At 51.1% G+C, this 25,519-nt stretch carries 26 protein-coding genes; all 26 read right to left on the reverse strand.

Annotated elements, in window-relative coordinates:
* Positions 1-22 precede the first annotated feature (22 nt).
* The 26 genes from AC3RCL_RS19090 to AC3RCL_RS19215 all read right to left on the reverse strand — a co-directional run bounded on the left by AC3RCL_RS19090 (position 23) and on the right by AC3RCL_RS19215 (position 25,376).
* A complete protein-coding gene (locus AC3RCL_RS19090) occupies positions 23-1,057 on the reverse strand; it encodes a phosphotransferase enzyme family protein (protein ID WP_492531376.1) in 1,035 nt (344 codons plus the stop codon).
* 146 nt (positions 1,058-1,203) lie between these two features.
* The gene (locus tag AC3RCL_RS19095; protein ID WP_492531378.1) at positions 1,204-1,473 is read right to left on the reverse strand and encodes a CD3324 family protein; all 270 of its coding nucleotides are present in this window, start codon (positions 1,471-1,473) and stop codon (positions 1,204-1,206) included.
* 286 nt (positions 1,474-1,759) lie between these two features.
* Positions 1,760-2,425: an HAD family hydrolase gene (locus tag AC3RCL_RS19100; RefSeq protein ID WP_492531380.1), complete on the reverse strand. Its 666-nt coding sequence runs from the start codon at positions 2,423-2,425 to the stop codon at positions 1,760-1,762.
* Positions 2,426-2,444: 19 nt separating this feature from the next.
* On the reverse strand, positions 2,445-3,134 hold the full coding sequence (locus tag AC3RCL_RS19105; protein WP_249732679.1) for an HAD family hydrolase: 690 nt from the start codon (positions 3,132-3,134) through the stop codon (positions 2,445-2,447).
* A 479-nt stretch (positions 3,135-3,613) separates the two neighbouring features.
* The gene (locus AC3RCL_RS19110) at positions 3,614-4,360 is read right to left on the reverse strand and encodes a DnaD domain-containing protein (protein WP_213577796.1); all 747 of its coding nucleotides are present in this window, start codon (positions 4,358-4,360) and stop codon (positions 3,614-3,616) included.
* Positions 4,361-4,378: 18 nt separating this feature from the next.
* Positions 4,379-5,674, reverse strand: a complete 1,296-nt coding sequence (asnS, locus tag AC3RCL_RS19115) for an asparagine--tRNA ligase (protein WP_009595170.1) — start codon at positions 5,672-5,674, stop codon at positions 4,379-4,381.
* Positions 5,675-5,704: 30 nt separating this feature from the next.
* Positions 5,705-6,913: an acetate/propionate family kinase gene (locus AC3RCL_RS19120; protein WP_015734567.1), complete on the reverse strand. Its 1,209-nt coding sequence runs from the start codon at positions 6,911-6,913 to the stop codon at positions 5,705-5,707.
* Positions 6,910-7,782: a 3-hydroxyacyl-CoA dehydrogenase family protein gene (locus AC3RCL_RS19125; protein ID WP_036665598.1), complete on the reverse strand. Its 873-nt coding sequence runs from the start codon at positions 7,780-7,782 to the stop codon at positions 6,910-6,912. Before AC3RCL_RS19125 ends, AC3RCL_RS19120 begins: the two co-directional genes overlap by 4 nt.
* A 134-nt stretch (positions 7,783-7,916) precedes the next feature.
* The gene (locus AC3RCL_RS19130) at positions 7,917-9,419 is read right to left on the reverse strand and encodes an AAA family ATPase (RefSeq protein ID WP_015734565.1); all 1,503 of its coding nucleotides are present in this window, start codon (positions 9,417-9,419) and stop codon (positions 7,917-7,919) included.
* Positions 9,412-9,945: a hypothetical protein gene (locus tag AC3RCL_RS19135; protein WP_492531385.1), complete on the reverse strand. Its 534-nt coding sequence runs from the start codon at positions 9,943-9,945 to the stop codon at positions 9,412-9,414. The genes AC3RCL_RS19130 and AC3RCL_RS19135 overlap by 8 nt, the downstream gene beginning before the upstream one ends.
* Positions 9,946-10,202: 257 nt before the next feature.
* A complete protein-coding gene (locus tag AC3RCL_RS19140) occupies positions 10,203-10,721 on the reverse strand; it encodes a cell wall elongation regulator TseB-like domain-containing protein (protein ID WP_192572459.1) in 519 nt (172 codons plus the stop codon).
* 31 nt (positions 10,722-10,752) lie between these two features.
* On the reverse strand, positions 10,753-12,054 hold the full coding sequence (locus tag AC3RCL_RS19145; RefSeq protein ID WP_096773303.1) for an amidohydrolase: 1,302 nt from the start codon (positions 12,052-12,054) through the stop codon (positions 10,753-10,755).
* The gene (locus AC3RCL_RS19150) at positions 12,029-12,694 is read right to left on the reverse strand and encodes a redox-sensing transcriptional repressor Rex (RefSeq protein WP_009595150.1); all 666 of its coding nucleotides are present in this window, start codon (positions 12,692-12,694) and stop codon (positions 12,029-12,031) included. Before AC3RCL_RS19150 ends, AC3RCL_RS19145 begins: the two co-directional genes overlap by 26 nt.
* A 65-nt stretch (positions 12,695-12,759) precedes the next feature.
* Positions 12,760-15,636: an ATP-dependent DNA helicase DinG gene (gene dinG, locus AC3RCL_RS19155; protein WP_492531388.1), complete on the reverse strand. Its 2,877-nt coding sequence runs from the start codon at positions 15,634-15,636 to the stop codon at positions 12,760-12,762.
* Positions 15,637-15,805: 169 nt separating this feature from the next.
* Complete coding sequence (locus tag AC3RCL_RS19160; protein WP_009595155.1) at positions 15,806-16,435, reverse strand: hypothetical protein; 630 nt, start codon at positions 16,433-16,435, stop codon at positions 15,806-15,808.
* Between the two features lie 110 nt (positions 16,436-16,545).
* A complete protein-coding gene (gene panD, locus AC3RCL_RS19165) occupies positions 16,546-16,929 on the reverse strand; it encodes an aspartate 1-decarboxylase (protein WP_015734561.1) in 384 nt (127 codons plus the stop codon).
* Positions 16,922-17,812, reverse strand: a complete 891-nt coding sequence (panC, locus tag AC3RCL_RS19170; RefSeq protein WP_492531391.1) for a pantoate--beta-alanine ligase — start codon at positions 17,810-17,812, stop codon at positions 16,922-16,924. The genes panD and panC overlap by 8 nt, the downstream gene beginning before the upstream one ends.
* On the reverse strand, positions 17,809-18,696 hold the full coding sequence (gene panB / locus AC3RCL_RS19175) for a 3-methyl-2-oxobutanoate hydroxymethyltransferase (RefSeq protein WP_492531393.1): 888 nt from the start codon (positions 18,694-18,696) through the stop codon (positions 17,809-17,811). Before panB ends, panC begins: the two co-directional genes overlap by 4 nt.
* Positions 18,697-18,977: 281 nt before the next feature.
* Entirely contained in the window at positions 18,978-19,967 is a 990-nt protein-coding gene (locus AC3RCL_RS19180) for a biotin--[acetyl-CoA-carboxylase] ligase (protein WP_492531395.1), read from the reverse strand.
* Positions 19,954-21,252, reverse strand: coding sequence for a CCA tRNA nucleotidyltransferase (locus AC3RCL_RS19185; RefSeq protein WP_192572464.1), 1,299 nt, complete (start codon positions 21,250-21,252; stop codon positions 19,954-19,956). Before AC3RCL_RS19185 ends, AC3RCL_RS19180 begins: the two co-directional genes overlap by 14 nt.
* 44 nt (positions 21,253-21,296) lie before the next feature.
* Complete coding sequence (bshA, locus tag AC3RCL_RS19190; protein ID WP_015734556.1) at positions 21,297-22,460, reverse strand: N-acetyl-alpha-D-glucosaminyl L-malate synthase BshA; 1,164 nt, start codon at positions 22,458-22,460, stop codon at positions 21,297-21,299.
* A 31-nt stretch (positions 22,461-22,491) separates the two neighbouring features.
* Positions 22,492-23,199 (reverse strand): bacillithiol biosynthesis deacetylase BshB1, encoded by a 708-nt coding sequence (gene bshB1 / locus AC3RCL_RS19195; RefSeq protein WP_036665612.1) that lies wholly within the window; start codon positions 23,197-23,199, stop codon positions 22,492-22,494.
* Positions 23,199-23,618 (reverse strand): methylglyoxal synthase, encoded by a 420-nt coding sequence (mgsA, locus tag AC3RCL_RS19200; protein WP_015734554.1) that lies wholly within the window; start codon positions 23,616-23,618, stop codon positions 23,199-23,201. The genes bshB1 and mgsA overlap by 1 nt, the downstream gene beginning before the upstream one ends.
* Positions 23,619-23,636: 18 nt before the next feature.
* The gene (gene dapB / locus AC3RCL_RS19205) at positions 23,637-24,440 is read right to left on the reverse strand and encodes a 4-hydroxy-tetrahydrodipicolinate reductase (protein ID WP_009595251.1); all 804 of its coding nucleotides are present in this window, start codon (positions 24,438-24,440) and stop codon (positions 23,637-23,639) included.
* Positions 24,441-24,451: 11 nt separating this feature from the next.
* Positions 24,452-24,997 (reverse strand): tetratricopeptide repeat protein, encoded by a 546-nt coding sequence (locus AC3RCL_RS19210; protein ID WP_009595137.1) that lies wholly within the window; start codon positions 24,995-24,997, stop codon positions 24,452-24,454.
* Between the two features lie 49 nt (positions 24,998-25,046).
* The gene (locus tag AC3RCL_RS19215) at positions 25,047-25,376 is read right to left on the reverse strand and encodes a nucleotide pyrophosphohydrolase (RefSeq protein ID WP_015734553.1); all 330 of its coding nucleotides are present in this window, start codon (positions 25,374-25,376) and stop codon (positions 25,047-25,049) included.
* Positions 25,377-25,519: the final 143 nt, after the last annotated feature.

Below are 25,519 nucleotides of genomic sequence, written 5' to 3' on the forward strand. Positions count from 1 at the left end.
ATACCCTTCTATCATGGCCGGATCAACTAGAGATTGGTGCTTCGTCTATTTCTATGGGCTCCACCACATTCAGCAGAAACGCGCTCCCGCGCAAATATTCATGGATATAGGCTAGCGCATAGATTTGCTCACTCTTCAGACTTTCTGTCTCTCTTGGATTGGAGGCATGGTGACTATAATTCTCCATCATGATCATGATGAAAAAGCATTCCAGAGACTGAATATAATCCGAGCCCAACTTCCGCACGCTTTCATATCCTTGAAGCACTTTTAAACGTTGTTTCGGAACGAGTGACAACATTACCGCTGCCAAATCGTAAAGAAAATAACCGTAGCCACATCTACCAAAATCGATCGGGTGAGGAATTCCCCCATCAAATACCAGATTCCCCAAATGCAAATCGGCATGAATGAGACCGTAGTTGCAATCGTCAGCGTTCATATGATCAAGCTGGGATATAACCTTTTCAGCTGCGAGTTGGTACAGTGTAAATGAGGCTTCCGACAAAAAAGTCCCCACATATCGTTCCAACTTGGCGAGCGCTTCTCTATAAGTGTTTATCCCCCATACGGGCCCCCGGCAATCAGAAGGTCTTTCGAAGCCAAGTGCCGCTTCATGCAGTCGGGCAATCAAAACACCTACCTGATAAGCCTGGTCTTCTGTAAGTCTTTCATGCGCATGCACACCATCCACCCATTTCATAACGGTGACAAGAGGTGCTTTGAATCCATGATCTGTATCGATTGTCAACCATCTTAACCCACTTGGAGTGGTTATACCTGTCGGCACTTTGATACCTGCGGTAATAAGGGCATCCAGAAATTGAAGCTCCAGGTCGATTTCATTACTGCACCGCCGATCCGAATGAATTCTTAACAAGCAGGTTTCATCTGTGTTCGTCCTAACTTGATATGTAATCGTGTCCGAAATACCGATAAATTCAATCTCAACCCATCTCAGGTTATATTGCTGAAGTGCCGATACCGCAACCCTTTTGGCTCTTTCGAGCAGCGCACATCTTTGTTCTTCTGTTTCAAATTGAAAAAACTCATTCATGAACTCACCTCTGCTCTATTGATTTGAACGTTCTTGTATGATTATAATTGCTCAACAGCTGCATTTCCTATATAACGATTAGTTTAAAATGACTTTTAAACACAAGAAAAAAGCCACATCAGAATCAGTTCCAATGTGACCTGCTTTTACTTGTTTTTGGTATACACGATTTTTTTGATGGAATCGCAGGATAAACAATACTGAGAAGAAAGCTGGTCAATCGTGGTGCCCGAAGCAAACAGCTGCCGGATTTCCAGGTTTCTTTTTTTCAAATACACCCGGCTGACCGAGTTTTCTCCCCATTTCTTGCGCAATCCTTCGGGTTTCGGGATGTATACCATCCCGCCCTGTACATATTTTTGCACTTCTTTCAGCAATTCCTCGGGAAGTATAATATCCGCGTTTATATATTTCATGGTAGCTCTGCTCCTTAAAATTAAAATAAAGGTTTTAAGGATGCAAAGTCCAATAGATAAACGGCCCTCTCTACGCGAGGTAATCAGGCGGTAACTTTCTCATCGCTCCATGCAAACAACCGCCGTTGTTCATCATATAGACTTTGCATAGAGCTCATCGTCAATCTTCCCATCATGATCATGATCATGCCCCTCCCTTCACAAATTATGACATTCCGACTGGTTATGACCATTATAACCGATGTTAGGCGAAAAATCGAAGCCTCCGTCTCATCGGCAGGAGATCCTAAACCGCTAAGCTTGCAAACGACCGGAGCATCTCCTCCACCGTTTTGAAGAAATAGGTCGGCTGGCATGCCGTCAGCTCTTCCTCCGAACCATAGCCGTAACCTGCAGCCATGCTGTGTATCCCGCAATTCCGTGCTCCTATTAAATCATGCATCCGATCTCCGATCATGACGGCTTCCGAAGCATCAATGCGGCAGGTATCCAGAACATGCTGAATGATTTCGGTTTTGGCGGACCGGGTGCCGTCCAGTTCGCTTCCGCACACCATGGTAAAATAAGCGGACAGCTGGAAATGCTCAAGTATCGTTTCCGCAAAAACCGCAGGCTTGGAGGTAGCGACATACAACTGTCGCCCTTGCGATAACAGTAAATCCAATACATCGCGAATGCCGACATATACTTCATTTTCATACAGACCGGTGTCCTTGAAATATTCGCGATAGCTGAGAATTGCTTCCCAAGCCTCGGCCTCGTTGAAATGGTACTTTTCGGTGAAGGTCTCCTGGAGCGGGGGACCGATAAAACATTCCAGCTCGGAAAGATCGTTGACGATAATCCCTTGCTGACCGAGTGCGTGCCTCACAGCTTTCGTGATGCCTTCGCGCGGATCGGTCAGGGTTCCGTCCAAATCAAATAGAATATGCTTGTATTTCAATTCGATCATTCTCCTTCTTTCATGATTCCTAAGTCAGATCCTTAAGCTCCATAAGATCCTTGATCGTATAAGCAGGCCGATGACGGTCGCTTAAAGGGGCGCCCCGGCGATTATAATAACAAAAGTCAATTCCTGCATTCGCTGCTCCTTCATAATCATCCGTAAGCGAATCCCCTATGTACAGCACCTCGCTTGAGTCAACCGCTAATTCCTGCAAAGCAAGCTCAAAGATATGCGGATCCGGCTTCCAGTACTTTACTTCATCCGAAATGATGAAGGAATCAAAATAATGAAACAAGCCTCCTGCCGCAAGACGTTTGCGCTGTGCTTCACCAATGCCGTTGGAGATCACGCCGAGCGCAAAATTGCCGTGCAGGTGCTCCAGTATAAGATCGGCATGCGGCTCCAAATGGGGAGAACTGCAAAATAACCCCCAGTATGTTTCCGAGATCTCCCGGCACTGGTTAAATTCCCGCTTCAATCCAAGGAACGTGTCCGTGAAGGAATGCTCCAACACCTGCCTAATGTCGTGATTATGCTGAACTCGGTTCATCCAGTAATTAAAATTGATCGGTCCGAATGTCCCCCAGAACTCATCCCACGTCAAATCCTCATGCAGACGGTATAACTCCAGCGCCTGCTGCATGCATTTCTTTTCGCTCTGGCTGTAGTCTAGCAACGTGTTGTCCAGATCAAAAATAATGGCCTTGTATCTCATCTCCATCTCCCCCTCCGGCCGATGCTGCAACTATATGCATTCGCTAATCCGGAGGGGTTCTCCTGCTAATCAGGACCTGAAACGGCCGCTGGACCCGGCCGGCTGCATAAAGAAAGTCCCAAGGGCTTAGGTTTCACAAAACCTTTGGGACATGTACATGTCGTTAGTTAATAAAGCGCTCTGCGATTTCTATCATGTTCTCTTTTGTTAGCTTCCCTTTGCTGTTCAATGTGATATGGTAATAAAGATTTTGGGCCTAATCCACCCATGCTAGGCCTTCCCCTCTCATCAGCAAATCATCACTGAAGGTGCCTTCATGATTTATAACACATGACAGCGGAAAAAAGGGACAGCTAGTTTCTGCATTTTGCAAATTTATCGTATAAGACCGCATTTTCCATCATGAGTCAGATCTCTTGGAAATGGAATATTTCCATCACATACAAAAAAAGCACGTCCTTCATGGACGTGCTTCTGAGCTATCTTCCGATATTTCTGAATTTCTGCGTATAGGCTTTGGCATCCTGTGCGGTACGCACCCGGTTGCGGCTCCATTCGAGCAGGATCCGGTCAATGTAGCGGAAATGCAATTTGCCCGCAAATACCGCCTCTTTTAGCGCTAACAGGATCAACTCGTCCGGGTAGCGGTCCGCGTCGACCCAGCCGGAGATTGTCTCCAGCTCCATCGGCGATAGCGGACGTCCGAATTCCTTTTCGAAAATGGTGAACAGATTCCGCTCTTCCTTCTCCGGAGCGGGTTTCTCCGATGCAGCTGTTTTACCGGAAGCTGGACGGGCATTCAACAGAGGTGAAGCAAACTTGGCTGCTTCAGGGCTTTTGTCCCTGCCCTCTTGGGCCAGGCACGCAGCAAGCTTCTCATACAATCCGTTCAGATTGTATCGCTCATAATGAATTCCCTGGCCCTCGTCGACATATTCATCAATGCCGATCAGTCCTACCTTCATCAGGCGCTGCAGGCTTGCAGCGATGAAGGCGGCAGGAGAGCCCGTTACCTCCGCAAGCTCCTCCAGCGAAGGAAACGTCTTAAACTCCACCTGCTGATACCCGATCAAATGGATGACCAGCATCGCTTCGCGATCGCTTAAACCAAGTGACCGGTAATGCCGGAGCAGGGCATAAGGAATGATCGCCATCCCTTGGCTCATGCCGGCAGCGGCGCCGGCCGTCCAACCGTTCATGCCGGTTTCCGCGTTGCCGTGGTCCATGGACTCACCTCTCACGGCTTACGGGTACATCCGGTACAGGGTCCGTGGGAACGGAATCGTTTCACGAACATGATCCAAGCCGCAAATCCACGCAACGGTACGCTCAAGGCCTAAGCCGAATCCGGAATGAGGCACGGTGCCGTATTTACGCAAATCCATATACCATTGATAAGTTTCCATCGATAGGTCATGCTCCTTGAAGCGCTCTTCGAGCAGCTGTGGATCGTCAATCCGCTGCGATCCTCCGATAATCTCGCCGTAACCTTCCGGCGCGATCATATCCGCGCACAACACGACCTCCGGACGATTCGGATCCGGCTTCATGTAGAAAGCCTTGATGCCCGCCGGATAATGGGTAATGAAGACCGGCTTGTCATACTTCTCGGCAATGGCCGTTTCGTGCGGCGCGCCGAAATCCTCGCCCCAAGGAATATCAAAATCCTGCGTGTGCAGGAATTCAATCGCCTCATCGTACGTAATCCGCGGGAACGGCGCCTGGATCGCCTCCAGCTTCGATATGTCGCGACCGATGGTTTCAAGCTCCTGACGGCAGTTTTTAACGACGGATTGCACCACATGGCTGATGAACTGCTCCTGCACCTGAAGGCTCTCCTCATGGTCCGTGAAGGCCATCTCCGGCTCAATCATCCAGAACTCGATGAGGTGACGGCGGGTTTTGGACTTCTCGGCGCGGAATGTTGGCCCGAAGGAGTATACCTTGCCGAGGGCCATGGCAGCAGCTTCCATGTACAGCTGTCCGCTTTGGGTCAAATAGGCATCCTCATCAAAATATTTCGTGTGGAACAGATTGGTTGTGCCTTCCGCAGAAGTCGGAGTCAAAATCGGCGGATCCACAAGCGTAAAGCCGTTGGTATCAAAGTACTCTTGAACGGCGCGGATAATTTCTGCACGGATCACCATAATCGCACGTTGTTTCTGCGTACGAAGCCACAGATGACGATGGTCCATCAAATAATCGACACCGTGCTCTTTAGGCGTAATCGGATAGTTTTCCGTAAGATGTATAATTTCAATGCCGGTAACCGTCATCTCATAACCCGATTGGCTCCGCGGCTCTTCACGTATAACACCCGTCACATATAAAGAGCTCTCTTGTGTCAGGCTTTTCGCGTCTTCCCATACCTGTTCGGATACTTCGCTCTTCACTACAACGCCCTGGATATAGCCGGAGCCGTCGCGAAGCTGCAGGAATTGAATCTTCCCGCTGGAACGCTTGTTGTTGATCCAGGCGCCGATCGTGACGGTCTCGCCGACATGCTGGTTGACGTTACGAATCACACTTTTGGTGGCCATGCATAAATCTCTCCCTTATATCACTACTATTTAACGGTTGGAAGCTTGAACGATACGATGCGTATCCCGCGCGATAACCAATTCTTCATTGGTAGGGATCACGAGTACCTCAACCTTCGAGTTCGCCGCGGAAATACGGCGCGGCTCGCCGGATCGAATGCTGTTCAGCTCCTCATCCAATTCTACTCCGAGATAGGTAAGCTGCTCAAGCACTCTTTGACGAAGAACGATCGAATTCTCGCCGACGCCCGCCGTAAATACGATGACATCCACGCCATTCATGGCGGCAGCATAAGAACCGATGTATTTACGGACACGATACTCGTACATTTCAAAAGCTAATGTGGAGTTCGGATCGCCTTTTTCCATGCCTTCCGTGATCTCGCGCATATCGCTGCTGATTCCGGAAATCGCCAGCAAGCCGCTGTGCTTGTTCAGCATGGAGTTCACTTCGTTGACGGTCAGCTCTTCCTTATTCATGACAAACGGCACGATCGCAGGATCCAAATCACCGCTGCGCGTACCCATCATGAGCCCTTCCAGCGGCGTCATGCCCATGGAAGTATCGATGGACTTGCCGCCTTTTACCGCTGTGAGGGAAGCCCCGTTCCCGATATGGCAGGTAATGATCTTCAGATCCTCCAGCGGACGGTTCAGGAATTCTGCCGCTGCCTGGCTGACATAGGCATGGGAAGTACCGTGCGCACCGTAACGACGTACTTTATACTTATTATAAAGTACTCTCGGAATAGCGTACAGGTACGATTTCTCCGGCATCGTCTGATGGAACGCCGTATCAAACACAACGACCTGCGGAACGCCAGGCATATTGGTTTCTGCGGCTTTGATCCCCATCATCGAGGCCGGATTGTGAAGCGGAGCCAGATCGAACAAGCGGCGGATTTCCGCTTTGGCGTCACTGTCTACGAGAGCGGACTCTTTAAAAGATTCCCCGCCATGCACCACGCGATGCCCTACGGCCTGAATGCTTTCGATGGAATCGATCACGCCGTGCTCCTCGTTTGTCAGCATGCCAAGCACTTTGCGGATCGCGGTAGTATGCTCCAGAATTTCGCTGACTTCGGTTACGTCCTGTTTTCCTGTCGGCTTATGCGTCAGAATCGAGGAATCCATGCCGATCCGTTCAACCAATCCTTTGGCCAGCACGGATTCATCCGTCATATCGTACAGTTGATACTTCAGCGAAGAACTGCCTGCATTAATTACGAGAATATTCATACCCGGTCACCATCCTTGTCGTACTTGAAAAAGCCTTCTCCGGTTTTGACGCCCAGTTGTCCTGCGCGAACCAATTTCTTCAAGACAATCGATGGACGGTATTTCAGTTCGCCGTACTCGCGGAACATGCGCTCCAGCGCGGCGAGAATGGAATCCAGGCCGAAACGGTCGGCCATTTCCAGCGGTCCGTGCTGGAAGTTATATCCGATTCTCATGGCGTCGTCGATATCTTCCGCGGAGGCTACGCCTTCTTGCAGGAGATGCATCGCTTCGTTGATCATGAGCGTGATCATGCGGGTGGTGACGAAACCTGGAGATTCATAGACCATGATGCCCTTTTTATCCGAAACTTCCTCAACAAAGCGTTTGGTTTCGTTAAACGTATGATCTGAAGTCTTCAAGCCGCGAATGATTTCAACGAGGTCGACCTTGGAAACGGGATGTATGAAGTGCATGCCAATAACACGCTCAGGATATTTGGTGGAGCTGGCGAGCTCCGTCAAACTAAGCGTGGATGTATTACTTGCTAATATTACGTGGCTTGGACAAACCTGATCCAGCTGTGTAAATACTTCTTTCTTTGCATCCAAGTCCTCTATGATCGTCTCAATTACCATATCGCAGGTGCTAAGCTCCGCAAAATGAGTTACTTTTTGAATCCGGTTCAGGATCAGTTTCTTCTCTGCCTGGGTAATTCCCCATTTCTCCAGTTGTTTATCTAGACTGGTCTCGATCATTCGGTATGAATAGTCCAGTTTCTCTGGAGTTTTCTCTACGAGCAGTACGTCAAGGCCCTTGGCTGCCAGCATCTCCGCAATGCCCTGCCCCATGGTCCCGCCGCCTACAACGCCGATTTTTTTGAAGTACATGGTTTCTACTCCACCCTTTCCTTATCTCTATACTTTAATTGTACCCCATTTGTCGAAAAATACATTTTAGAGCACAAAGTATAATAATATCTTAGCACGACAAAAAAGTAAAAAAAAATAACCAGCATAACAATTTATGCTGGTAAAAGCGCGTTTTCACGAAATTGACAACGAAATTGTTCTCCCGAGAGAATTTCTTCCTTCAACAGGATGTCAAGAGAATTGTCGAATATCGGCCGTTTCTGCTCCAAAAGAGTTTTGGTGCGATTCATCAGCTCTTCCAATATCACATTGTTCTCTTTCATCAGCTCTTCGGTAGTAACCATGTTCATGTTAACGATACCCAGCGACGTCAGACCCGACTTCATCATCGTCTCCACGATGTTCAGCGACTGCTCGAAGTCATTGCTGGAGCCCGTGCTTCGGCCCCCGTAATAGATCTCTTCGGCGGCCGCGCCGCCAAGAGCGATCATAATCTGCTCTTCCAGGAAGGTTTTTGTGTACAAATACTGTTCCTGCTGCGGATTATGGCGAACATAACCAAGCGCCTTGCCGCGCGGGCTGAGCGCGACTTGCTTCACGCTGCCTGGGCGCACCAGCTCTGCCATGATAGCATGTCCCAATTCGTGGATGGCAACACGCTTTTTCTCCTCCAAATTCGATTCACGGTCGGAACGCTCGCCCATCATGACCTTGTCAATCGCCATGGACAGATGACGCTGATGGATAAATTGTTCGTTCTCGCGCATCGTATAGATGGCGGCTTCGTTCATGACGCTCTCCAGCTGTGCACCCGAGAAGCCGTAGGCTTCCTCTGCTATTTTCTCCAGGTCGACATCTTGATGCAGCGGCTTATTGCCCGCATGCAGGTTCAAGATATGCGTCCGGCCCTTCTTATCAGGCAGATCCACTTGAATATGGCGATCGAATCGTCCTGGACGCAGCAGCGCGCTGTCCAGCATTTCTTTACGGTTCGTTGCGGCGATCACCAGAATGCGAGGCGTGTCCTGCGAATAGATGCCGTCCATTTCGGTCAGCAGCTGATTCAGCGTTTGATCGTACTCTCGCTGTTGGCCGCCTTCGCGTTTACCGCCGATGACGTCGATCTCATCGATGAAGATGATGGCATTTTGCTTGTTTTCTTTGGCCGCGCGGTTGCGGGCATCCTTGAACAAATCCCGGATACGCCCTGCACCGACGCCGACATACATCTCCACGAATTCACTGCCGGAAGCAGCGACAAATATAGAATCGGTATAATGGGCAGCGGCCTTGGCCATCAAGGTCTTCCCTGTTCCCGGAGGCCCTGTGAGAAGAATCCCCTTCAATGGACGTATGCCGAATTTCTTGATATCCTCGTGACGAATCAGAAAATCCAATGCTTCCCGCAGCTCCTGCTTAGCGTTATCCTGCCCGCCGATTTCCTCGAACGTCAGCTTGGCCGGGCCGCTCTTCTTCCGCTTTCGCTCATTTCCCGCACCAACCGCGATGCCGCCCTTCATCTTGGCTATAAACAGCAAGCCGCCTACGAGTCCTGCCGCTATTAAGAGAGGCACGATGTTCACGCCGACAAACACAAGGAATACCAACAAAACCGGAATGAAGCCTAACATGATTTCTTTAGCTAATTTAGGCATGATTCCACACCTCCATTTTGCCAGGTTGACGCGGCAAGATTATAAATTTACCAGACTTGCCGTCCGACAAGCTGACATAGACATTGGTGTCATCGATCGTTGCTTTTGCTTTCAAATTCGGCGACTGGGCAGCCAGCTGCTCGAGCGATGATTGAATATCGGTATACTGCTTATTGTCCATCGCTTCGGCAACCGACAGCATCGCTTGCTCCCACCATTGATCCAATGCTTCCGAGGAATGGTCCTCCACCTGGATTCTCAATTCCCGCTTCCCGATCACGGACTTGCCTTCCTGCTTAATATGCTGAACCAAACCTTGTAAATTCGCATTCGGAGCCAAATCAAGATTCAAAGTCACGGTATCCTGTTTAATATCTATATGAGAACTTTTCACGCCATCGTATTGTGACACAACAGTTGCGAGCGGATTCTGCAAAGCCATCTGCCGATACAGAAACCAACCGCCAAAGAGGACCGATGCTGAGATCACGACAGTCAGCATGATAGGTACAATGCGCAGTTTCATGAAGTTCCTCCTTCAATTTCGATATGAAATTTTGTATAGCAATTGCAGCACAATAATACATATAACAACGATATATGGTGAGGCATGTAATTGATCTGCTCAATTCGTACAAGTATGAGTATATCATATCTTATATACTTTTTCATGCTTGTCTGTGAAAATATTTAGAACAGTTTTACCAATTTATTTCTGTATGCGCTTACATGTTTATGTGCCAAAGAGGCATCCCTATGAGGGGACGCCTTTCATTTGTTTTCTTATTGATTAGGAAGAATAATATCATTTCCGATGGCGTTTCCGTCTTGAAAACGATAGAATCTGTAGCCGCGCTGACCGTTGTTTTCATATTGCAGCTGCCAGGCATACTCGCCTTCATACATTCCCGGCAGCAATCGCTTGATGACCGCACCCGGCATTTCGTTACGGATCTGGTCCCGCATCACGGCCTCTGACATGCCCGTATTCAATAACACCGACTGAACGGCATCTGTCCCTTCAACAGGAACGTTATCGTCCGTAAACTTCACCCAGACCATGCGGTCTTGATTGTCTTTATCTTTCCCGCTGACCACCCAATAGTTATTGTCCTCGCCCCATACCGATTTATAGGTCTTGTCGGACGAGACCAATTGGCCATGCTGTTTCGCTGCAAGGATCGCCATTCTTTCTTCATTCCACGTATCTTTCATAACATAGGAATAATAGAGCTGTAGGCCAAGCAATAATAGCAGGACGCCGGACACGCTCAGCAATATCCACTTCGTTTTTTTCTTCAAATCCGTCTTCCTCGCTCCCCTTGATTATTCCCTAGAGGGTTGTAAGACGCTCAAATGCACGCTGCGCTTCCCGGCGGATGCGTTCCTCGTCGAGAGTAAGGCTCGCGCCATTCTTCACCACCTGCTTGCCGTCAACCCATACATGCTCTACATCCTTCGCGCTGGCAGAGTAGATCGCGTGAGAAATATAGTCGGTCCGTGGAAGGAAATGCGCCTGATCCGTATTCAATGCGATCATATCGGCCTTCATCCCAACCGCGAGCATACCGATATCCTCAAGGAAAGCGGACTTGGCTCCGTATACCGTGCCCATTCGGAGCGCTTCGGAGGCCGGAATGGCCGTCGGATCCCCGCTTACTCCTTTATGGATCAGGGCAGCCAGCCGCATCTCTTCGAACATATCCAGGTTATTGTTGCTAGCAGGTCCGTCGGTACCGAGCGACACCGTTACGCCGGCTTTCAGCAGCGCAGGTACGCGGGCGACTCCGCTGGCAAGCTTCAAATTGCTTCCGGGATTATGCGATACGGCTACTTGATGCTTGGCCAAGACTTCGATTTCCTCATCGGTCAGATGAACGGCATGCGCAAGGAGCGTAGGACGGGAGAACATGCCCAGCTTCTCCAAATGGGCAACGGGGCGAAGCCCGTAATCCTTAACGTTCTGAGCCACTTCAGTTTCCGTTTCGGACATATGGGTATGCAAAGGCAGGTTCAAGTCATGGGATGCTTGAACGAATTTTTCGATGAAATCCGGCGGGCAGGTATAAGGCGCGTGCGGCGAGATCATCGTCGTAATTCTGCCGTCAGCCTTGCCATGCCAATCCTTCGCGAATGCCACCGCCTCATCCAGCTTCTGCTGCTGTACCTCGGGCGGGCATAAACCGATTACGCCGCGCGTCAGGACGCCGCGCATTCCCGAGTCCTGGACAACCTTCGCGACCTGATCCATATGGTCATACATATCCACAAACGTCGTGGTTCCGCCCTTGATCATCTCCAGCACGGAGAGCGATGTGCCCCAATATACGTCGTCTGACGTGAATTTGGCTTCCATCGGCCACATTTTTTCCTGAAGCCATACCTGCAGTGCCAGATCGTCCCCATAGCCGCGAAGAAGCGACATGGCGGCATGTCCATGCGTGTTCACCAATCCGGGCAGGAAGAACAGATGGGTTCCGTCGATAATTTCTGTCCCCTCTTCCACGACGGGCTCCTCCTCGCCCAGGTACGTGATCCGGTCGTTCTCAACCACCAGGTATCCGCGAAGCACGGATTGGCCTTCCTCCAGTACTGCAAACGTTCCGTTCTTAACCATCCACTTCGTTGTTGTCATGTGCTGCATCCTCCTTGCCGTTATCCAAATAATAGGCCAAACTTTGCAAATCCGTTGTAAAATCAGCCGTATGAATCCGGATATGGGCTGGGGCTTTCAGGATGGTTGGCGCAAAGTTCAGAATCGCCTCGATCCCTGAGGCGATAAGCTGATTCGCTACGTTCTGCGCTTCGAAATCCGGAACGGTAATAATCCCGATTCGAATGCCGTGCTCATGAACCGTCTTCTCCAGCTCTTCCATCGGCTGTACGACCAAATTGTTAATTTTCATACCAACTTTGGGAGAATACGAATCGAAAATCGCCACAATCTTCATATTATCCTTCAGGAATGCATTGTAATTCGATAATGCATGTCCAAGATTACCGGCCCCGACCAATGCGACATTGATCTTCTGGTCCAGCTTCAGAATCTGGCGAATCTTCTCGATCAGATAAGAAACATCATATCCGATCCCTTTCCGTCCAAAATCACCGAAATACGCCAGGTCCTTACGAATTTGAGCAGGATTGAGGTCCAGCTTCTGTCCCAGCTCCTGGGAGGAAACCGTGGAAACCTCCCTCTTCTGAAGCTCATTCAAATAGCGCAAGTATACAGGTAATCTGCGGACCACGGCTTCCGAAATTTTTTCCGATTTCATGCATGCTCCCCCTAATAATAGGTTAATAACTACATCTTTTTTTGTTGATCGTGCTTGGTTTCACTTTATTCCGCTTGGTTTCCCGCGCTTGCCTCTTCCTGCAGCCATTCCGAAATTCGGGGAACGATCCCCTCTGTCGGCATATGCTCCATCTTCGGCCCCGGCAAGGAATATAAGAAATACTTCCCGTAATAGGATTCAATGACCCGCGTATCGTACACGATCACGATCCCTTTATCTTGTGCTGTTCGCACCAGACGCCCAAACCCCTGTTTGAAACGAATGACCGCTTGCGGAACCGAAAGCTTCATGAAGGGATTCTTCTTCTGCTGCTGCAGCAGTTCGCTCTTGGCCTCGACCAAGGGGTGATTCGGCGGCTGGAACGGCAGCCGGACGATGGCAAGACAAGTCAGCGCCTCACCCGGGATGTCTACCCCTTCCCAGAAGGAGCTGGTGCCCAGCAGCACGGAAGCGCTGCTGTCCTGAAATCTTCGGATTAACTTGGTACGGCTGGTTCCGTCCATACCTTGTCCCAATACCGTGATGTCGCTTGATGCCAGCGCTTCTTTCAGCGGCTCGTGCACCTGGCGCAGCATCCGGTACGAAGTGAACAGGACGAGCATGCGGCCATGCGTAGCGACGGCCGTATCGGCCAAAGACTTCACGAGCGTATTCACAAAGAGTGCATCCCCGACCGATCCCTTCACGCTCGGAAAATCGCGCGGCACGACAAGAAGGGCCTGTTCCCTGTAATTAAACGGGGACGGGAGCTGAACCGTGTTCAGGTTCCCCGCTTCAGCCGCTTCCTGAAGACCCAGGTTTTCGATCATGAACTGAAACGATTTGTCCACCGACAAGGTCGCCGATGTCAGAATCACGCTTTGTTTCTTGTCAAAAAACAATTCCTTCAGATGAGCGCTCACGTCGACGGGCACGGCATACAACTGCAGCGATTTGCTGCGGAAATTGCCGTTCGCCTCCATCCAGTATACCGTGCCCTCATCGTTCAGGGCCATGAAGGAGCGCAGGTCTTCGCGATGCGAGGCCAGGTCCTTAAATAGGCCCGATAGGTCGGTTAACAGGCTGTCCGCGCTGTAGTCATCCAAATCTTCCTTCATTTCGGCGATCAGCTTATCGCCCTTGCGCACGACATCGCCCAGCGTCAGATGAATTTGATGCTCCAGTTCGGCCATCGAATCCCAATCCTTCGGCTTCTTAAGCGGGGACAGGCGGAGCGAGAATTGGCCGGCATCTCCCGGAGAAGCGTCTCCGCGTTCCGGAAGCAGTCCGAACAATTGATCGCTGAGCCGATCCCAGTTCTCTTTTGCGGTAATGAGGTCCGGATACAAACGGTCGATGACGGAAGACCATTCGACTGCCTTCTCGTGCGGCGAAGCTTGCAGCAGCTGGCGCAGAGCCGGGAGCTGCCCGCTTCGGCTGTCTTTGTACAAACGGGTCAAGGTATGGACCACCGAAAAATACTTCATCTGCAAGCCAAGGTGCTTGCCGGCGACATCCTCAAGATGATGCGCTTCGTCGATGACGAGGCGCTCATAGCTTGGCAGCAGCTGATGATTCGCCTTCACGTCGGTGAACAGCTTCGAATGGTTCGTAATGACGACATCCGCGATGCCTGCTTCATGCTTGGCCCTGTGATAGTAGCATTTGCGGAACCAAGGACAGGCGCGTCCGAGGCAAGAATCCGAATCGCTGGATATGGTCTCCCAGAAATCCCCTCCGCGTCCGCCAAGGTTTAGCTCTTCATCATCCCCGTTCTCCGTCTGGGTCAGCCAGACCAGCATCTGGGCCGCCGTGATTACGTCTTCCTTCGGGGAATGAAAATCTCTTCTATTTATTTTATGTTCAAATTTTCTCAAACACAAATAATGTCCCCTGCCCTTGAAAATGGCCGCCTTAAAAGGAAAAGGAACAACCTGGGTGAGCAGGGGAATATCCCGGTCACGCAGCTGTTCTTGAAGGTTGATCGTATGCGTGCTCACCATAACCTTCTGTTCCTGCTTCACGCTTTGATAGATCGACGGCAGCAAATATCCAAGGGATTTGCCGGTTCCCGTGCCCGCTTCGATCAATAGATGTTTATTGTCATCCAGCGCCTGCATCACTTCCTGGAACATCATGTCCTGGGCATCCCTGCTCTCATAATGAGGCAGCGTTTCCTTCAGGCGTTCACGGACATCGTTCATGTATTGCTCGAAGCTTACATCGGCCAAAGGGTTGGGCTCCGTCTCATCTCTGACAGGTGCTATATCGTTCCAATCATCCACCGCCAAGGCAAACTGGCGGTAGTACGTATGGGTGTCTCCCGCTTGTACGGCTCGGTGCTCCCTGTCGGAACGAATGCCGTCAAAGAACCAGGCCAAATCGCTGTCCTCGTCGGCAAACAGGTCGCTTAAACGCTGAATGGTGAGCAGCGGAAGCTCGTCGATCTCCTCCAAACATTTCAGCAGCGCATAGGCTGTGGCAAGCGCATCGCTGTCCGCCTGGTGCGGACGGTCATGCTCCAGGCCGAAATGAGAGGACACCATCCCGAGCTGGTAGGACGGGAGCGAGGGAAAGCATATTTTTAAGAAGTGCATCGTATCTAGAATACGGCCGCTGAACGGTAAATAGCCGCAGCGATCGAGCGCGTTTTGCAAAAAGTTAAAATCAAAAGCGACGTTATGTCCAACCAATACGACATCGTCGAGCATGGGCACAAGCTCCATCATCATTTCTTCCAATGACGGAGCATCCGCTACATCACTGTCGGAAATGCCGGTCAAACCGGTAATAAAAGGAGGGATCGGAATCCCGGGATTGACATAGGTGCCGTATACGCGGGATATGCTTCGATCCTCTTCGATGATGGCCAGTCCAACCTGAATGATTTCATCTGCAGACTGGTTGCCCGTGGTTTCAAAATCCAATACGGCAAATTTCATTTCGATAAAATCCCTTTCCTCCAGACTAATTAACAGCATACCAGAAGTTGCGGGTTTTGAACATTCCGGGTAAAAAATCCCCTGGCTTTCTGTACCGCTCCCGTACGCAAAAAGCGATGCCAAAGTCTCAAGGTGAGCTCTGGCATCGCTTCTTGTTGTGGCTTGATTTCTACAGCAAAGAGATCAATTGGCTGCCGTACTGGAGCTCACCGCGATTCTGCTTGCAGACCTCCAGGTTGATCATGGGGTCGGGAAGCGTTGGATCGCTATGAATTGCCAGTGCAAAATGTTCCTCGGCCTTTGCTTGCTGTCCATTCAACACCTCGATGCATCCAAGCGCATTGTAGATCATCGCCCGAAGCTTTCTGTTGTCAGCCAGGGGCAGGATGGAGATCAGTACGTCGGATGCTTGGGCGGTTTGCCCCAAATACAGATGGGACATGGCAATGTACAACTTGATCAGAAGGCTGTCCGGAAATACCGCAGCGGCTGCCTCAAACTGCTGTATGGCCGGCTGGAACATCAACAGCTTGTAGTAACCTTGACCGCGAACGAACGCATCCAGCTGCAATTCAGGCGCTTCGGTCGGCGGAAAAACCGGAGGTGACGCTGCACTCTCGCGGAAGATGGCCATTTTTTCTTCAAAATGCAGCCACTCCTCGATAATGCCCTCGCTCATGCTTTTGAGCATGTTCCAGTTTTGTACCAGCGCCTGTTTTTGGGGACCTTGAGCAGAAGGGTAATGCTTCACAATTTCATCTAACATGTTGTTCATTTCGGCGAATACATGTTGAAACATAGCTGCATCCCACCCTTAGCGGAAAAATGAGATCAGTGCGTCGACCTGAACTCATTTTCTGTAGAAGACGGTCTTTTCATCCCTTTAGGGTCCCGACACATTTTGGTTCTTCAGAGAATGGCGGCGTGAACTTCGCGATACTCCGTCGTAACCGGCTTATTCGATTCGTCGACGATCACGACCGTCGGGGTGTGATGGTCGTATTCCTCTTTGGACATCATGGCATAAGAAATGATAATGACGTTGTCGCCGGGCTGTACGAGCCGTGCGGCTGCCCCATTCAAGCAGATGACGCCGCTGCCGCGCTCGCCTTTGATTACGTACGTTTCCAGACGGGCGCCGTTGTTATTGTTCACGATTTGAACTTTTTCATTCTCCAGAAGGTCTGCAGCCTCCATTAGATCCTCATCAATGGTAATGCTGCCCACATAGTTCAGATTGGCTTCCGTCACCGTTGCGCGGTGGATTTTGGATTTCATCATCGTTCTAAACATGGGATCCCCCTACTTTTGGTTGAAGTAATGCATTGTCAATGAGACGGGTGCGGCCAAAACGCACGGCCAGCGCCATGATGACGGGTCTGTCTTCATCCACAATGCGGTATGAATCTTCCACGGGCGCAAGCTCCGGGAAGGTGAGCAATTCCGCGTAATCGATATCAGCGAGCGGAGAACGGGATATATAATCCCGAAGATGAGCGCGGATCTCTCCTGCCGTCGTCGCTTGTCCCTGCCGGATTGCCTCCTGAGCCGTCCGCAGCGAGCCCGACAGCACAAGCGCCTGTTCCCGCTCTTCCGGCTTCAGATACACGTTCCGCGAGCTTAGGGCAAGGCCGTCGGATTCGCGAATGATCGGACATGGCACGATGGTCACATCCATATTCAAATCCCGTACCATTTGTTCTATGACGGCCACCTGCTGCGCATCCTTCATCCCGAAGAAGGCATAGTCGGGCTTTACGATATTGAACAATTTATTAACAACCGTGGTGACACCGTCAAAATGTCCGGGGCGGGAGGCCCCGCACAACAATGACGTAATTTCAGCTACGGCAATTTTGGTTTTGGTCGGCTGAGGATACATTTCCTCTACCGCAGGAATGAATACCACGTCCACCCCTTCGGATTCCGCCAACGCCAGGTCACGCGCTTCATCCCGTGGGTAAGTTTCATAATCCTCGCCCGGTCCGAACTGAATCGGATTGACAAAGATGCTGATGACCACCGTGCCTGACATTTCCCGCGCCTTGCGCATCAGGCTGGCGTGTCCTTCATGCAAATAACCCATCGTAGGCACGAGACCTACCGGGCCTCTGCCGGATTCCAGCCGGTCCCGAAGCTCTGATCTTAAATCCGCAATGCTGCGAATCACTTTCATGATGTCGTGCCCACCTTTTCCTTTTGGCTTCCATATAATGCCGTTGTCGTTTCGGAACCGGCATTGTTCTCCGTCTTGAACACATGCTCCTCGGCAGGGAATGCGCGGTCCTTCACTTCCTTCACATACTGCGTGATACCCTCGCGGATAACGGAGCCGACATCGGCGTAGGTTTTCACGAAGCGTTTGTCCCGATAAGGGGACGCGTATTTCAATATATCATGGAATACCAGCACCTGGCCGTCACAATAACGACCGGCGCCGATGCCAATGGTCGGGATGCTCAGCGCTTTGGATATGTCAGCAGCCGCTTCTTCCGTAACCAGCTCCAACACGATAGCAAATGCGCCGGCCGCTTCAAGCGCCTTCGCATCGTTCATGAGCCGCTGCGCGTCTTGGGCATCCTTGCCTTGAATCCGGTAGCCGCCGATCTGGTTTACCGACTGAGGCGTCAGACCGATATGGCCCAGCACCGGGACCCCGGATTGTACGATCCGTTTTACGGTATCGGCGATTTCTTCGCCGCCCTCCATTTTCACGGCATGCGCATGACCTTCCTGCATCAATCGCCGAACGCCGCGCAAGCTTTTATCGATGCCTCCATGATAAGTCATGAACGGCATATCCGCTACGATGAACGTATCCTCGGCTCCGCGAGCGACGGCGCGCGTGTGGTACACCATGTCGTCCAGCGTGACGGGAATCGTGGAGTTATAACCCAGCACGACGTTGCCGAGGGAATCGCCCACCAGTATCATATCAATATCCGCTTCTTCCGCCAGCTTGGCGGAAGGATAATCGTACGCGGTCAGCATCGTGATCGGTACGCCCTTCTTCTTCATGTTCTTCAGTTTCACGATGTTCAGTGCTTGTTTGCCTGCCATTGTGACACAGCCTCCCTGTGTGATGTAGTTAGACACAATAAAAAAAACCTTTTAGCACGTACTTGCTAAAAAGTCCGAAAGGCAAAAAAGAGTCACTCGCGATCGTCCCTTCTGTCTCGGTCCTTTCGGCTCAGAGCAGAATCCAACGTAACCGGCATAACAGTTATGAAGGTGTTCTAAATCATAATTCCCATTTGCTGCAGAGTGCAATTCGCTCATGGCGATACCGCCTCTATAGTTGTAGTATATCAAATTCCAGCTCCGATTTCACCATGTTTCATTTACCTGGTATTAAAAAGAATATCGCCCGAATACACGGGAACGAGTTCATTATGCTGGTTGCGGACCAACAGAGCGCCGTCCTGGTTGAGTCCCGTCGCAATCCCGCTAAAACGGTCACGGGCCGTCTGTACTTGAACCTCGCGGCCCACCGTACCGGATAAAGCTTCCCAGAGCGAGGCTACGGGCTCGAAACCCTGCTCGTTGTACAATTCGTATAAAACCTCCATCTCCGTCATGATGGACTGGATCAGAGATGACCGGTTGACGGTTTTCCCGCCGGCGATGCGAATCGACGTCGCAACGTTCCGCAATTCCTCTGGAAAATCCGCTTCTTTCAGATTCGCGCTGATTCCGATGCCGGCAATGCAGTAGCGTACTCTTTCATCTTCGGTTGCGGACTCCAGCAGAATGCCGCAAACCTTTTTGCCCTGATACAGAATATCGTTCGGCCATTTGATGTCGGTTTGCACGCCGGCGGATTTAGCGATGGCGCGGCATACCGCCACGCCTGTCAATAAGGTAAGCTGCTGGGTTAGATGCAGCGGCTGCTTCGGCCTGAGCACCAGGCTCATCCATATGCCTTTGCCTCTCGGGGAATGAAATTTCCTTCCCATTCTGCCCCGGCCGCCTGTCTGCTCTTCCGAGATGACAAGCGTGCCTTCGGCTGCCCCTTCTTCTGCCAACTGCCGGGCATCCTCCTGAGTTGACGTCGTTTTGTCCAGCAGCTTGATCGATTTGCCGAAGTACCGACTGGTCATGCCCGCTGTCAGTTGATCCCAGCTCAGTCGGTCCGGCTCGTCCAACATGCGGTAGCCAAGCCGCGGAACGGCCTCGAAATCATACCCTGCATTCCGAAGCTTATTGATCTGCTTCCATACGGCCGTCCGGCTGATGGACAATTTTCGGCTAATCTCTTCCCCGGACAGAAACTGACCGGCATTCTCCTGGAACATTTTCAAAAGTGCGTTGTCTTGATCATGATCCTTCATTATGAATTACCACCCGCTTTGCTTCTTCAATCAACGATTCCTTATCGTTGTTAATCAAACCTGCCGCCGCTTTCCCCAGCAGCAGCCCGAGAAGTTCCCCAAGCCATGGGCCTCCGCGTCTGCCCAGCGTCTCAAGCAATTCGCTGCCGGTGATGGCCAAATCCTTCAAGCTGCGGATCCGGAGATCCTGCAGCCACACGTCAAGCTGCCGGATGAAGGTCAGGGGAGCAGAAGACGCTCCCGCGTGATGCAAAGCCGTTTGCATTTCCAGCCATCCTTGGGCTGCCTCGACCCCGTAGGCAAGGACTAGACTGATCCACTTAAGCCTGCTGCTTTCGGCATCGCCCGCATTCGGTTGCTGCAGATAGGATTCATGCAGCGAGAGCAGTTTCACGATGGATTCACGCTGCTTATTGGAGAAGGTCCATGATCGCAGCAGCTCCTCTGCTTGCTGAGCTGTAATGCCGCATCCGAGCAGGAGCAAGGACCAACGGATCGTCGCATGGTCCGGTTCAATCCGCTCCATGGCTTCGATCGTCTTCCTATCATGCGTGGTATAGGGAAAGGGCGCTTTCATCCGGGAATGCAGTCCGCTCCGGACAAACATCTCCAATCCGCGCAGCGGGGACGGCCCAGCCAGAATTTTCTCGAATTCGCTGCGGATGCGTTCCATCGCAATCCATCCTAAGGTGTCTCTCTCCGAGAGGATCCCTCTCCATGTACGGAGTGCGATGGAGAAACCGAACACGGAGGCAAAACGGATGCAGCGCACCATGCGCAGGGCATCTTCGCGAAAACGAACACGGGCATCGCCCACGCAGCGAATCACCTTCCGGTCAATATCCTCTCGTCCGCCGAAGGGGTCAACCCAGGAACCGTCAATTCCTCTGGCCATTGCGTTCATGGTGAAGTCGCGACGCCTCAAATCTTCCTTCACTTCCCCGACGAAAGCGACCTCCGTCGGATGACGATGGTCCTCATAACCGCTCTCCACCCGATATGTCGTCACTTCAAAAGACTGGCCTTCCATCAGCACCGTCACGGTTCCGTGCTTGATTCCTGTTGGAATTACTTTGGGGAAGACGGAACAGGTGACTTCCGGCAAGGCGGAGGTGGTAATATCCATGTCGCTGACCCTGCGCCCCATGTATTCATCACGGACACAGCCTCCGACCCAATACGCTTCATGTCCATGCCGAAGCAGAGTACGGATCACATCCGCACTCCGCTCGGCCATGTCGGGGTCCGCGTTGCGCCATCGAATCGAATTATACATATCTGCCATAGTTTCCCGTTCCTTTTATCCGAAAAACAACGAGAGGGTCGAGCTTAGCCGCAAACCGGCTTCAGCTCGCTAACCTCCCGTCCCAATACTCGGTAATAGATTTCCTCGTACTTGCCCCGTATCAATTCATTGCAGAACATCGTTTTGGAGCGCTGCAGGCATGCCTTGCGCAGCCGTTCGCTAAGGGCTTCATCCTTACATATTTCAAGCACGTGCTGAGCCATCGAATGCGTGTCTCCGATTGGAGCCAGATACCCGGTTTCCCCATGGGTAACCAGCTCGGGAATGCCGCCTGCCGTGGATCCGACCGTTGGCACTCCGCACGCCATTGCTTCCAGGGCGACCAGGCCAAAGCTTTCTTTCTCGGATGGGAGCAGAAGCACGTCCGCCATCGAGATCACATGGGCAATCTCGTCTTGTTTGCCGAGAAAATGCACCTTGCTGCCAAGCCCCAGCTCATTGATCCGGCATTGGATCTTCGGAAGCTCTGGCCCTTCCCCGACTAACAGCAGTTTAGCGGGTACCTGCTCCTGCACCTGGGCGAATATTTCCAATACGTCGCCCACCCGTTTCACGGGACGGAAGTTGGAAATATGCATCATGATTTTTTCGTTCGGATCGGCATAATCATTACGCAGCGATCTCGAATCCCGCGGATAATACACCCGCGGATCCACGAAATTATAGGTAAGGTCGATGTCACGGCTTATATCCAGCAGCTCCCTCGTCTCACGAATAAGATCCTGAGAAACGGCGGTAACGGCATCACTTTCATTAATGGCAAGCCGGATCAAATCCTTCAGCGACTCGTCCTGCGCCAGCACCGTAATATCGGTTCCGTGGAGCGTCGTAACGACTTTCAGCTGATCTCCGACCATCTGCTTGGCCAAGAAGGCACATACGGCATGCGGCACGGCATAGTGCACATGAAGCACGTCAAGCTGCTGCATTTTTGCCACCTGAGCCATTTTGGTCGCCAGCGAAAGGTCATATGGGGGATAACGAAACACATAATAGTCGTTTACTTCAACTTCATGATAAAAAATATTTTTATGGAAAGTTCCTAATCGGAACGGAATGCTGTGAGCGATAAAATGAACCTGGTGGCCTTGCTCCGCGAGGAGTTTGCCCAGCTCGGTCGCCACGACTCCTGACCCGCCGAGCGATGGGTAACAGGTAATGCCGATTTTTAATGGTTGTTGATTCATGTCAGGCCTCCTTTATGTACGCCTCTATATATTATGCCTGCTTGGGGCCGAATAGATGAACAACATACGGACTTTTACAAGCAAAGCCCTCTGCATAAGGAATAAGCCTGCGCGCCCCAAGCAGTGAATCCCTGGCCCGCACACGCTCGATGTACCCCTCGGTCAACGGGGTTGAGACTGCATCTTCTTCAGCCTTCTCGAACTGGGAACGGTAACAAGACAAAGCCTGCTCCTTAACGCCGTAATGCTCCGTAACGTCAACGACCAAATCCGTTCTTCCGATATCGTTTATGAAATAAAAATAAAGCTCGTCCACCTTAACCGGCGGCTGCTCGGGCATGTATCGGCGAAGCTTGGCATTGAATACCGCTTCCTCAACCAACCGGCTGCAAGCGACATGGTCCGGATGGCGATCCTCCCAGTAGGGAGCAAATACAATAGAAGGAGAAAACTTGCGAATCTCGGCCGTTACCCGTTCAATATGCTCCGGCGTCACGAACAAACCGCGATCCGGCAGCCCCAGATTCGTTCGGACCTTGAGATCCAAAATACCGGCAGCTTGCTCTGCCTCCTGCTTGCGAAGATCGACGGTGCCGTTCGACGACATTTCCGCCTGCGTGAGATCGCAGATCCCGACCGACAGCCCAGCTGCCGTATGCTTTGCAATCGTTCCTGCCATTCCGATCTCGGCATCGTCTGCATGTGCTCCGAAGATTAATATGTCCAGTTTGGTGTTCATCAGCTATCCACACCCGGTTTATATTTATGAACGAGTTCGCGCCATGCAAAATCGCCGCGGTCCAGCGCCTTGACGAGAATCTCAGCCGTCGCCACATTGGTAGCAAGCGGTATTCCCTGCACGTCGCACAAACGGAGGAGTGCATTGATGTCCGGTTCATGAGGCTGTGCCATCAACGGATCCCGCAGAAAAATAATCAGGTCCATCTCATTGTCCGCCACAAGAGCTCCGATCTGCTGATCGCCGCCCAGCGGTCCCGAGGCAAAACGGTGAATGCTGAGTTTGGTTTGCTCCATAATCCGGGTTCCCGTCGTTCCAGTCGAGTATAATTTATGATCTTCGAATACATTTTCATAAGCGATAACGAAATTGACCATTTCCTCTTTTTTGCGGTCATGCGCGATAAATGCAATATTCATAGTAATTTCTCCCCTATGTTAGTCAATAAAATGATCAAATCCATAGACCAATCCGGTGTAGCCCATTACCTTCTCTATAGCCATTTTCACGCCCGGCATATAAGCTGCACGTTCATACGAATCATGTCGGATCTTCAGGCTTTGACCGTAACCGCCAAAAATGACCTCCTGCTGGGCAAAAACGCCCGGCAGACGAACGCTGTGAATTCGGAAGCCGTTGTAATACCCGCCCCTTGCACCTTCAATGACTTCCTCTTCCTTCGGATTGCCTTGACGAATCTCCTCGCGGTTCGCCGCAATCATTTCCGCTGTTTTGATCGATGTTCCGGACGGAGCATCCAGCTTCTGGTCGCCATGGGTTTCGATAATTTCAACGTGAGGCAAATATTTGGCCGCCTGGGCTGCAAATTTCATCATCAGAATGGCTCCGATGGAAAAGTTCGGCGCGATCAAACCGCCAATGTTCTGTTCCGTGCATTGCTTGTCCAACTCTTCGATTTGCTCCGGCGTGAAGCCGGTCGTGCCCATGATCGGGCGAACGCCGTGCTTGATGGCCAACGCCGTATTGCTGTATGCAAATTGAGGCGCCGTAAAATCAACCATGACGTCCGGTTTGGACTCGACAAGCGCCATCTCCAGATCCGATGTCACCGTAATGCCGCAAGCAGGCAGACCTACCAGCGTTCCTGCATCGGCACCCGCATCCGACAAGCCGACGGCAGCAACCAGTTCCAGTTCCTCGTCGCCCAATACAAGCTTCACTACTTCTTTACCCATACGGCCGCCGGCACCGACGACCGCAACTGTCCATTTGTTTGCCATGTTACATATCCTCACTTTCCATCCGATGCTGTATCCTGCATATATGATTTCAAGCGCTGTTTGAGTTCCTCCATAATATGCTGCAGCCCGCTCTCCTGCGGGTACAACGAAATCACCTCTTTAAGCGTGGTAATGGCGAGCGCATGCTCATCGAGTTCACTGTAAACAAGAGCAAGCCATACATAAGCCTGAGCATACAAAGGGTCCATGGCTACGGCGGATTTCAGATGTCCAACGGCTTGATACAATTCAGCCTTGGTCACATCCTTGCGGTTTTCCACCATTTTTCTTGCTCGCTGCACCAGCTCCGCAGCCTTGATATGCTGTAAATGAAGAGCATATTCCGGTTTGTCCGGCTGCAGCCTGACGGCTTCCTCCGCATGCGTAATCGCCATCTCCAGCTTGTTGCTTCTGCCGTAGGTAATGGAGCACCGATAATGCACTTCGGCATCTCCCGGATTCGCGATGATCGCTTGCTCAAACCAACGCAACGCTTCTTCGAAATCATTTTGAAGTATGCATCGATATGCTTTTTGTATATAACTTTCAGGTTTCACGGGCTGTCCCTCCCCACAGCGGGTTTGGTACAGCATATGTAGCAGCTGCCTAATCGGTGTTTATTTTCGTCCAACGATCGGCATCGCGCGTAGAAAATTTATGCATCACTTTATCATGCGCTTCCGCGAGATCGATGCCGAGGGAATTGGCAAAACAGATCGTAATAAACAATATATCTCCGAGCTCCATTTCGATGGAATTTTCCGCTTCATCCGCTTTTTTCGGCTTCTCGCCGAACTGATGATTAACCTCTCGGGCGAGTTCCCCCACCTCTTCCGACATTCGGGCCATCATGGATAAAGGACTGAAATAACCTTCCTTGAATTGTGATATGTATCGATCGACTTCCTGCTGCATTTCAGCCATTGATTTTCCCAAGACTCTTAACTCCCTTCACTGCACAGTCAGCCTCAGCTTGTAACCTTCAAGCTGGGGCAGTCTTCTTTCATACGAGCGATTGGTTTTAAACCTATGTTATCGTAAAGCGGATTTGAAAACAAATAATTTTTTATTGCTGAAAC

This window comes from Paenibacillus sp. MT86 (assembly GCF_058792535.1).

What these genes read in the sequence shown, in the direction of transcription:
- AC3RCL_RS19105 (WP_249732679.1), bottom strand. Translation starts at nt 3,134, where the DNA reads ATGAGATACAAGGCCATTATTTTTGATCTGGACAACACGTTGCTAGAC.
- bshB1 (WP_036665612.1), bottom strand. Translation starts at nt 23,199, where the DNA reads ATGAACACCAAACTGGACATATTAATCTTCGGAGCACATGCAGACGAT.
- asnS (WP_009595170.1), bottom strand. Translation starts at nt 5,674, where the DNA reads ATGGCCACCAAAAGTGTGATTCGTAACGTCAACCAGCATGTCGGCGAG.
- AC3RCL_RS19090 (WP_492531376.1), bottom strand. Translation starts at nt 1,057, where the DNA reads ATGAATGAGTTTTTTCAATTTGAAACAGAAGAACAAAGATGTGCGCTG.
- AC3RCL_RS19120 (WP_015734567.1), bottom strand. Translation starts at nt 6,913, where the DNA reads ATGAATATTCTCGTAATTAATGCAGGCAGTTCTTCGCTGAAGTATCAA.
- dapB (WP_009595251.1), bottom strand. Translation starts at nt 24,440, where the DNA reads ATGGCAAACAAATGGACAGTTGCGGTCGTCGGTGCCGGCGGCCGTATG.
- dinG (WP_492531388.1), bottom strand. Translation starts at nt 15,636, where the DNA reads ATGAAATTTGCCGTATTGGATTTTGAAACCACGGGCAACCAGTCTGCA.
- AC3RCL_RS19135 (WP_492531385.1), bottom strand. Translation starts at nt 9,945, where the DNA reads ATGAAACTGCGCATTGTACCTATCATGCTGACTGTCGTGATCTCAGCA.
- AC3RCL_RS19145 (WP_096773303.1), bottom strand. Translation starts at nt 12,054, where the DNA reads ATGACAACAACGAAGTGGATGGTTAAGAACGGAACGTTTGCAGTACTG.
- panB (WP_492531393.1), bottom strand. Translation starts at nt 18,696, where the DNA reads ATGGCAGGCAAACAAGCACTGAACATCGTGAAACTGAAGAACATGAAG.
- AC3RCL_RS19185 (WP_192572464.1), bottom strand. Translation starts at nt 21,252, where the DNA reads ATGGCAGATATGTATAATTCGATTCGATGGCGCAACGCGGACCCCGAC.
- AC3RCL_RS19130 (WP_015734565.1), bottom strand. Translation starts at nt 9,419, where the DNA reads ATGCCTAAATTAGCTAAAGAAATCATGTTAGGCTTCATTCCGGTTTTG.
- panD (WP_015734561.1), bottom strand. Translation starts at nt 16,929, where the DNA reads ATGTTTAGAACGATGATGAAATCCAAAATCCACCGCGCAACGGTGACG.
- AC3RCL_RS19150 (WP_009595150.1), bottom strand. Translation starts at nt 12,694, where the DNA reads ATGAAATCGGAAAAAATTTCGGAAGCCGTGGTCCGCAGATTACCTGTA.
- AC3RCL_RS19110 (WP_213577796.1), bottom strand. Translation starts at nt 4,360, where the DNA reads ATGGACCACGGCAACGCGGAAACCGGCATGAACGGTTGGACGGCCGGC.
- mgsA (WP_015734554.1), bottom strand. Translation starts at nt 23,618, where the DNA reads ATGAATATTGCATTTATCGCGCATGACCGCAAAAAAGAGGAAATGGTC.
- AC3RCL_RS19125 (WP_036665598.1), bottom strand. Translation starts at nt 7,782, where the DNA reads ATGTACTTCAAAAAAATCGGCGTTGTAGGCGGCGGGACCATGGGGCAG.
- panC (WP_492531391.1), bottom strand. Translation starts at nt 17,812, where the DNA reads ATGAAAGTGATTCGCAGCATTGCGGATTTAAGATCAGAGCTTCGGGAC.
- AC3RCL_RS19100 (WP_492531380.1), bottom strand. Translation starts at nt 2,425, where the DNA reads ATGATCGAATTGAAATACAAGCATATTCTATTTGATTTGGACGGAACC.
- bshA (WP_015734556.1), bottom strand. Translation starts at nt 22,460, where the DNA reads ATGAATCAACAACCATTAAAAATCGGCATTACCTGTTACCCATCGCTC.
- AC3RCL_RS19160 (WP_009595155.1), bottom strand. Translation starts at nt 16,435, where the DNA reads ATGTTTCAACATGTATTCGCCGAAATGAACAACATGTTAGATGAAATT.
- AC3RCL_RS19180 (WP_492531395.1), bottom strand. Translation starts at nt 19,967, where the DNA reads ATGAAGGATCATGATCAAGACAACGCACTTTTGAAAATGTTCCAGGAG.
- AC3RCL_RS19095 (WP_492531378.1), bottom strand. Translation starts at nt 1,473, where the DNA reads ATGAAATATATAAACGCGGATATTATACTTCCCGAGGAATTGCTGAAA.